Raw genomic sequence first — 8745 nt, forward strand, 5'->3', positions numbered from 1 at the left:
ATGGCAAAGCCCAAATCCTGTGCAGATAATCGCTCAAGATCTTTACCGGCAATCTGTAATAAAGCACGAATCCCTGCACAGGCGCGTCCCTGCCGCATGCGTTTCAGACCCAGATCTACTAATGTGCGATTGAGCCTATCCAAAGGCACGACATCGGCGACGGTGCCTAATGCCACCAAATCCAGCAATTCCACCAGACGTGGTTCTGCCAGTTTTTGTAATTCAAACCAGTTAATATCACGTAATCCCTGCCGCAAACCGAGCAGCACATAAAACGCCACCCCAACACCGGCCAGCATTTTGCTGGGAAAGTTATCATCCGGTTGATTAGGATTAACGATGGCGTCGGCTTGTGGCAATTGTTCTGCCGCAAGATGATGATCAGTGATCAACACTTGCATACCACGTTGTTTGGCCAGAGCAACGCCATCCAGACTGGCAATCCCGTTATCCACAGTAATCAATAAATCCGGCTGGTTTTCAGCAGCAATTTCGCTTAATAACTCAGTGGTTAAACCATAACCGTGGACAAAGCGATTCGGCACAATAAAATCAATCTGTTGCAACCCCATCATGCGTAAACCACGCATCATCACGGCGCAGCTGGTAGCGCCATCGCTATCAAAATCCGCCACAATCATGACTCGCCATTGCTGCTGTAATGCCTGGATCAATAATGTTACGGCAGCTTCCATCCCCAACATTTCCGAGGGTTTTGGCAACTCAGCTAAATCAAAGGTTAATTCATCAGCCTTTTTGATACCGCGTGCGGCCATGATTTTGCGAATGCACTCTGGCCAGTCATTGGGTAAAGCGCTTAAATCTTCTGTTGTTCGTTGTTGAATGTTCATCGGATTACCACGGTTTCCAGACATCCCAGCAACGCCAGACATACTGGCCATGTTGCGGGATAATTAAACGTAATTGACGAATTTGATAACGACGTAATTTACGTAGCAAAGGCAAAATGTGCTGCGTTGTATTTTGCTCCAATCGTTGTGGCCAGTTACTTTGTAAATCCAGTTCAGGAAATACCAGTAACTGCTGACCCGTCATCGTGTTTTCAGATTTCCATTCAGTCATGGGTTGCAAGCTCGTTGAAGTCGCTGATGCAAGCGACTTTAATAACGCCGCGTCACCATAAAGCTGTTGCCAGGTATTTGCTTGTGGCTGCCAATCAGCCTTCCCCCAGAACCAGAGACTGTTGACCGGTAATTTGCCAGCGGACTGCCTTTGTTGATTAACCGGATGTTCAAATAACACCATCTGAATTTCATTACTTAACCGTAACCAATCGTTTTGTTCGGCCCCTTTCGGTAATGCTGATGCAACCGATTTACCAATTAAGGATGACATGGCTGTCAGATTAATGTCCGGCATAGTTTCTAACCAAATCGACCAGTGGTTCAGATCATTGGGCACCAGTTGAGCGTCGAAATCATTCAACAGTGGTTGGATGCTTTCTCTGAGCTGAGTGCCCTCTTCCATTGTTAAATCAGTGATGGGAAATAATAAAAGCCGATCACGATCAGCATGCAGATAACATGGATCAGCACACAGACTCAATTGGCCCGGGTTACGTAATTGCGCGGTGGGTAAATCAGGTCCTGAAAGCATGTTAGTGCTGAATAACTGGATAAGCTCATGTTCAAAGGAATTATCGCTGACTGTAAAGTTAGCTTTTTTAAATAATTTCTGTAGAGCTTCGGGCACTAAAGACTGATTGATTTCCTGCATTACAGTGGCTAAACCGGGCCATATAATCGTTACCGATGGCTTTTCAGCCATGGTGGATCACTTCCCGTACAAACGGAATGGTCAAACGACGCTGGGCCTGTAAAGACGCCTTATCAAGTCGCTGCAGGACCAGCATCAGCGATGGCATATCACGGCTGTAATGACGCAAAAGGTATTGAGCCACCTCTTCAGGCAGAATCAACCCCCGGCTCTGTGCATGGCTTATCAATGCCTGTTGTTTAAGCACATCAGTCATTGAAGGTAATTGGTAAATCAACCCTGTAGAAAGCCGGGAACGCAGATCTGGTAATTGAATAGCCAGTTGAGCCGGATTCTGGTCAGCACAAATCAATAATTTATGCTCATGTTCACGTAATTGATTAAAGCAATGGAACACTGCTTCCTCCCAGGCTGGCTCACCACAAATTGCCTGCAGATCATCCAGACAAACAACATCCGTTTGAAATAACGAAGCTAATACCTCTGGGTCTGCGGTATCAAGTAACTCCTGAAGGTTGATATAACTTACCTGACGTCCACGCTGTTGTAATTGTTCGGCAATCGCGAGATTTAAATGCGTTTTGCCAACGCCAGACTCTCCCCAAAGATAGAGAAAATCGGGTTTTCTTTCGCGGCAGAAAACGTCAACTACTGAGGCTAACTCATCGTTTTCAAATATAAAATTATCTATTCGAAAGATTTCCTGCGGCGTAAGGTGCAGTGTCAGCTGTATTTCTTGCTTCTTCATCGGTACAGAGCGGTTAAGAATACAAATGACTGTTCAGATAACGATGATGTGCATGGCGTAATAAAACCATCACAACAGCTGCCACCGGCAGTGCGAGTAATACGCCGACAAACCCAAATAAAGTACCACCGGCCATCACAGCAAATATAACCGCCACCGGGTGCAGGCCAATTCGTTCACCGACAAATCGTGGGGTTAAAACCATGCCTTCAATAGCCTGAGCAAAACTGAATACCAGGACGACTAGTAAAACGGGTAACCATTCCTGAAACTGTAAATACGCTGCCAAACCAGCAAGGGTAATTCCCACAAACAACCCCAGATAGGGAACGAAACTGACAATGCCGGCGATAACACCTAATAACAACGCCAGATCCAGACCAATAAATGTAAGACCAATACTGTAGATAATTGATAATGCCAGCATAACCATCAACTGACCTCGGAGAAAACCAGCCAGCATGTCATCACATTCCACCGTTATTTGCGTGATCTTGTCTGCATGTGTACGAGGTAGTAACTCACGAAATCTGGCCACCAGATCATCCCAATCGCGTAATAGATAGAATGTCAGCACTGGAATCAGCACCAGGTTTGTCAGCCACTGCAATAGCACTAAGCCAGAACGTGTCATATAACCCATGATATTTCCGGCCATTTGACCTGCCTCAGACCAATAGTCCTGCAGAGCCGTTTTGAACGTATCAAAGTCAAGCATCGTTGTGGTAATGCCGACATTTGCCAGTAATGGTTCAATTGTGTTCTGCAACCGATCAATATAATCAGGTAACTTTTCAAACAGTGATGTGAGCTGCGCACCGAGCATAGGAATAAAGATCAGTAATAAGATTATTGCGCTAAGCAGAAATGCGGCAAACACCACGCACACCGCTACAGTACGAGATAAACGATACTTTTCTAACCTGTCGACCAATGGATCGCCAAGGTAGGCTAACAGAGCAGCAATAAAGAATGGTGTTAATACCGTTGACAGCTCCATCACCAGCCAACCACAGAGTATTAACAGCCCTAATAACAGGAACTTATTCGTATCACTTATCAGCTTTTTTTCATCTGACGCCACGCGTTTGTCCCCCAAACCAGAATATATTCACTGCCACTAATGATGACACTCGCCACCACCAACCAGATCATGGTTGTGCTCCATGTCGCAATTTGCGGTAGCCATTGCTGTTGCACAATCACCAGCAAGACTAAAGCAATTTGAAATACTGTATTGATTTTGCTGCTCCAGAGCGGAGTCAGTTCATATTCACCAAACTTAAGATGGTAGGCCAAGGCACCTATTACAATTACCAGGTCCCGACCAAACACCAGCAATAATAGCCACAAGGGTAATAATTGCATATAGGTTAACGTAGTAAATGTAGCAACCAGCAGTAATTTATCTGCCAGAGGATCAAGAATAGAACCCAGACGACTTTGCCAATGAAAATGTCGGGCCAGGAAACCATCCAGGCCATCAGAGATACCGGCAATCGCCACCAGAAATAATGCGGCGGAAAAGTTTTCTTGCAGCATCAGCCAGACGATTGGCCCAACCAATAAAATTCCAAACAGACAGATGAGATTGGGAATATCCCGTGAACTCAAGGTAATAACCGATATTGCAAACCAGTAGTGTCATTTATCTCAGGCTGTATTACCCCTCCAATGGATAATAACTGTCGGAATCTTTCTGGTTCAGCTTGAATAAAAAGCACTAAATCAAGCGACTCACTGCCCAGACTGCCCACCTTGATATCAGAGACCGCCTGTAAGCTTTCCAGGTAATCCATGATTCGGCTGTAACCTTCATAATCGTTCACCCCTGAGACCTGAATAGCCAGCTCAGCTTCACCCGAAGTGCTGATTGACATATTAAGCCGCCGACCCAAGTGGTCAGCAAGAGCATCCACCCCCGTACGAATCGCAGTCTGCACGTCTCCCTGACTTGACCAACGTTCAACATCGTCAGTCAAAATAGATTGCCAGCTAATCTCTGTTGACTCGGCATTACCTCGCAATCGTGCCGTCACCAGCACAGAAGCACCATAGCGCTCAGAAGCCTGTTTCACTGCGGTATTATTACCGGTCGAAACATCATTGAAAGTCAGTTGAGTCTGATCTTCCAGATCCATTAAAGGTATCAACAAAGGAATACCTCGATTTTTAGCCGCTTTATCAATCTGCAAAAGTAATGAATGCTCATCACCCTCGCCAATCAATTGCTGATTACCTTCGTATTCTATGGCAACCCAAATTAGCGATTCAGGCCGTATTTTGTCCCAAACAGGTAAACCAATACGTTGTAAAGCAGTATTAATAGCATTGGCATTGAAATCCAGAGTCAGCATAAGCTGCTGTTCTGGTGGATCACTGTCCATATTCAGAATCTGTTGATAGTAATACTGATCGATGTAACGTTCTGCATCAGTGACCAGGGCAGAAATATCCGCCTGTTCTACTGCACGTCGATCACCGACCACTTTAATCACAACCTGTTTGAGTAAATCCGGCGCAAGTCGCTGACGTTCCTCTTCAGTTTGCGACTCTGCAGGCGCTTGCGCCTGATACAAATCAGTAACTTCCGCAGCGGAAGCAATCGACGCAGCGAAAACGAAAATCAGTGAGAAAAATAATCTAGGCATTGTGGTATTCTAACACGCTGTTTTTTGTGTGTGATGTCCAAATAATCAGGAAGCCAGCATGACCGATCCCGTCGTTCCACCAAGCAAATCAAACCAAGCCCTCAGTTACCGCGATGCCGGTGTCGATATAGAAGCCGGCAACGCCCTTGTAGAACGAATTAAGCCGCTTGCCGCCAAAACCCGTCGATCTGGTGTGATGGCCGGATTGGGCGGGTTTGGCAGCCTGTTTGAACTGCCACTCGATAAATATAAAAAACCGGTTCTGGTTTCAGGAACGGATGGTGTCGGCACCAAATTACGACTGGCAATCGAGGCTGGAATACATGACACCATTGGTATTGATTTAGTTGCCATGTGTGTCAACGATATTGCGGTTCTTGGTGCGGAGCCTTTGTTCTTTCTGGACTATTATGCAACGGGCAAACTGAATATCGATGTCGCTACCGATGTAGTCAGCGGGATTGCTGAGGGTTGTTTGCAATCAGGCGCCGCTCTGGTTGGTGGAGAAACGGCTGAAATGCCAAGCATGTACCAGGATGGCGATTTTGATTTGGCGGGGTTCTGTGTCGGTATTGTCGAAAAAGACAACATCATTGATGGCACACAGGTAAAAGCCGGTGATGCCATTATTGGACTTGCCTCTTCTGGTCCACATTCCAATGGTTATTCACTGATCCGTAAAATTATTGAAGTCAGTAATGCTGACTTAACCATGCCGTTTGATGGCGCAACATTAGGCGAAAAGCTGCTGGCTCCAACCAGAATCTACGTTAAGTCATTATTGCAACTACATGAAAAAATTAACATTCATGCTTTGTCTCATATTACTGGTGGCGGCTTACTGGAAAATATCCCCCGAGTTTTGCCAGAGCATGTGACTGCTGTGATTGACAGCAAAAGCTGGCAAAGACCGGCGGTGTTTGACTGGTTGCAACAACAGGGAAATGTGGTTGATCGTGAAATGTACCGCACCTTCAATAATGGTATTGGCATGGTGGTTTGTGTCGCAGAAGAAGATGCTGATGCCACGGTTCAGATACTCACTGCATTAGGTGAAACAGCCATGCAAATTGGTCATATCGACGTCAGCAATACTGAAGAACAAGTCATTATTAAATGAGTAAAACCTTCAAACCTAAGTTCGTCATCCTGATTTCAGGTCGTGGCAGTAATATGCAGTCCATTATCAACGCAATTCAATCAGATGAGTTGGATGCTGAGGTAACCGCAGTCATCAGTAATCGACCAGATGCCGCTGGCTTAATGTTTGCCAGAAATGCCGGTATTGCTAATGAGATCCTGGATCATAAAAACTTCACTACCCGCGAAGCCTTTGATGAGGAGTTAATGCAGCTGATTGATTCTTTTGACCCCGACTATGTTGTGCTGGCAGGTTTTATGCGCATTCTCAGCAGGGAATTTGTCCAGCACTATGCCAATCGCCTGATTAATATACATCCTTCACTGTTGCCCAAATTCAAAGGTATGCATACGCATAAACGAGCAATTGATGCCGGCGAGACGGAGCATGGTGCCTCCGTACATTTTGTTACCGAAGAATTAGATGCCGGCCCGGTCATTTTACAAGCCAAAGTCCCGGTTATGGCTGATGATACAGAAGAAACATTAGCAGCAAGAGTATTGCTCGAGGAACATAAGCTTTATCCCGATGCCTTAAGGTTGTTAATCCAACAACATCAGAGCTAATTACCCATGCGCTATTTTTTCGGTTTAATGTTGCTTTTACTGTCATCGATGTCATTCGCTCAGGGTCTGGATGACTATTCAGCTCACTATCAAATAGAAATGAACGGTCTGCAGGCAGGTGAGTTAACTCAGCAACTTGAAACCTTAACGGATGGACTGCATCGCTTTCGCTCAGTCACCAAAGCCAAAGGACTGGTTGCTGTTTTCAGACGTGATACCGTTAAAGAAACCAGCTTATGGACCCTGACCAAACAGCAGATTATTCCCCATCAATATCTTTATCAACGCAGCGGTGGCAAAAAGGATAAATACCTGCGTATGGATTTTGACTGGCAACAGAATTCAGTTCATATCGATGATAAGGTTCACCCATGGGATCTTGAAATCGATCCCAAAACATTGGAAAAACATATTTATCAGGTGCAACTTCGGTTGGATTTACTACAGGACCCCACTAAACAAGTCTTTAATTACGCAATCGCCGATGGTGGACGTATCAAACACTACCAGATTGAAAGACTGGAACCGGAAACAATCTCGACACCGCTAGGCAAAATAGCAACCGTTAAATTTAAACGGCAACGGGATCGCGATAGCGATAAAGATCGGGAAACGACATTATGGTGTGCACCAGAGCTGGATTATTTGCCGGTTAAACTTGAACATATCGAGAAAGACGGCACAAAATTCACTGCAATACTTCATGAACTGGATGGCATTTCAGATTCTGTATTTGTTCAGGACAATTAATCTTCTCGCTGATAACAGGAAAACGGATGAGCAAAAAACAATTTGAAATCATTGAACAAACAACCGCTTACAGCGGTTTTTTTAGTTTAAAAATTGTTTCAGTCAAACATACCCTTTATAAAGGTGGCTGGAGTGCTCCACTCACTCGTGAAGTATTTCACCGAGGAAATTGTGTTGCCGTATTACTTTATGATCCGCAAAAAGATGCCCTGGTGATTATCGAACAATTTCGTCCCGGTGCATTGCAGCTGGACGATGAACGTGTCTGGTTACTGGAAATTGTTGCCGGTGCGATTGAGCCGGGTGAAACACCTGAGTCTGTCGCCTATCGTGAAGCCGCTGAAGAATCCGGCTGTGAGATTTTAGAGATGATTAAAATCAACGAGTTTTTTACCTCACCCGGTGGCACTTCTGAACTATTGCATTTGTTTTGCGGACGTATTGATAGTACCCATATCGGTGGGTTGCACGGTTTAGATGAAGAAGATGAAGATATCGCCGTTAGTGTTTTATCATTTGATGAAGTCTATTCATTGCTGGAAGACGGTAAAATCATTTCGGCTATCCCGATTATTGCCATTCAATGGCTGGCATTACATAAGGATGAGTTGCGTCAGCGTTGGGCTTAAACGTTACATATCCAAGAATACTGCCAAAAGAATGTAACGGGTTATTCCAATGGCATAATACGGTAACTTGCTGAAATAGTATGAGATTGTCCAGGTGAAAGACTGATACTGTCATGAGCGGCATTTGCCGTTTCAACACAGACAAAATAATGATACGCATCATCAGTCATATCTTTCAGCGCCGTTACCCTTTCCCAGGGGTTCCAGACAATCGTGGTGCTGGATCCCGCACTCTCAACGATAATTCGGCGTGACCATTCAGTATCTTCAATAAACAGTTTTTCAGGACTGTTCAGATAAACCCTGTCGGTTTCGCCATTAAAAAGTATTTCGCCAGCTTGCAGTTTTTCACTGAAATTCTCGACTTTGTCGAGATAATGATGATTACTCAGCCCCCTTACCTGGGTTTTTTCTATATTACCTACCGCAAAATACGTATGTAACGCCTGAGAAATAACAAAACTTTCTTTATCAAGGTTTTCCGTGGTCAGAGAGAGTATGAGTTGCTCATCAATCACGATTG

At 44.9% G+C, this 8745-nt stretch carries 10 protein-coding genes and 1 pseudogene; 4 read left to right on the plus strand and 7 right to left on the minus strand.

Annotated elements, in window-relative coordinates; genetic code table 11:
* From B3O33_RS00680 to B3O33_RS00705, 6 genes are all read right to left on the minus strand, one after another.
* Positions 1-875 (minus strand): single-stranded-DNA-specific exonuclease RecJ (locus tag B3O33_RS00680; protein ID WP_349676286.1); only part of this gene is annotated, 875 nt, incomplete at its 3' end.
* Positions 856-1788, minus strand: coding sequence for a hypothetical protein (locus B3O33_RS00685; protein WP_292359326.1), 933 nt, complete (start codon positions 1786-1788; stop codon positions 856-858). The genes B3O33_RS00685 and B3O33_RS00680, both read right to left, overlap by 20 nt.
* Entirely contained in the window at positions 1781-2485 is a 705-nt protein-coding gene (hda, locus tag B3O33_RS00690; protein WP_292359324.1) for a DnaA regulatory inactivator Hda, read from the minus strand. Before hda ends, B3O33_RS00685 begins: the two co-directional genes overlap by 8 nt.
* Positions 2486-2498: 13 nt before the next feature.
* Positions 2499-3569, minus strand: coding sequence for an AI-2E family transporter (locus B3O33_RS00695; RefSeq protein WP_292359322.1), 1071 nt, complete (start codon positions 3567-3569; stop codon positions 2499-2501).
* Positions 3545-4099, minus strand: a complete 555-nt coding sequence (locus tag B3O33_RS00700; RefSeq protein WP_292362730.1) for a CDP-alcohol phosphatidyltransferase family protein — start codon at positions 4097-4099, stop codon at positions 3545-3547. The genes B3O33_RS00695 and B3O33_RS00700 overlap by 25 nt, the downstream gene beginning before the upstream one ends.
* Positions 4096-5136 carry a DUF2066 domain-containing protein gene (locus B3O33_RS00705; protein WP_292362731.1) on the minus strand — a complete coding sequence of 347 codons (1041 nt, stop codon included), beginning with the start codon at positions 5134-5136 and terminating at the stop codon, positions 4096-4098. The genes B3O33_RS00700 and B3O33_RS00705 overlap by 4 nt, the downstream gene beginning before the upstream one ends.
* Before the next feature lie 58 nt (positions 5137-5194).
* On the opposite strand from B3O33_RS00705, the gene purM reads away from it, so the two are divergent.
* From purM to B3O33_RS00725, 4 genes are read left to right on the plus strand one after another with little or no spacing between them, the layout of a single operon-like run.
* On the plus strand, positions 5195-6256 hold the full coding sequence (gene purM, locus B3O33_RS00710) for a phosphoribosylformylglycinamidine cyclo-ligase (protein WP_292359315.1): 1062 nt from the start codon (positions 5195-5197) through the stop codon (positions 6254-6256).
* Positions 6253-6843 (plus strand): phosphoribosylglycinamide formyltransferase, encoded by a 591-nt coding sequence (gene purN, locus B3O33_RS00715; RefSeq protein WP_292359313.1) that lies wholly within the window; start codon positions 6253-6255, stop codon positions 6841-6843. The genes purM and purN overlap by 4 nt, the downstream gene beginning before the upstream one ends.
* Before the next feature lie 6 nt (positions 6844-6849).
* The gene (locus B3O33_RS00720) at positions 6850-7593 is read left to right on the plus strand and encodes a DUF3108 domain-containing protein (RefSeq protein ID WP_292359311.1); all 744 of its coding nucleotides are present in this window, start codon (positions 6850-6852) and stop codon (positions 7591-7593) included.
* A gap of 26 nt (positions 7594-7619) precedes the next feature.
* Entirely contained in the window at positions 7620-8222 is a 603-nt protein-coding gene (locus B3O33_RS00725) for an NUDIX domain-containing protein (RefSeq protein ID WP_292359309.1), read from the plus strand.
* A 41-nt stretch (positions 8223-8263) separates the two neighbouring features.
* Here B3O33_RS00725 and B3O33_RS00730 read toward each other — a convergent pair.
* A pseudogene (locus tag B3O33_RS00730) lies at positions 8264-8745 on the minus strand (D-hexose-6-phosphate mutarotase); the annotation flags it as partial.

Origin of the sequence: Methylophaga sp. UBA1464 (assembly GCF_002325665.1) — a bacterium.
GTDB lineage: Bacteria > Pseudomonadota > Gammaproteobacteria > Nitrosococcales > Methylophagaceae > Methylophaga.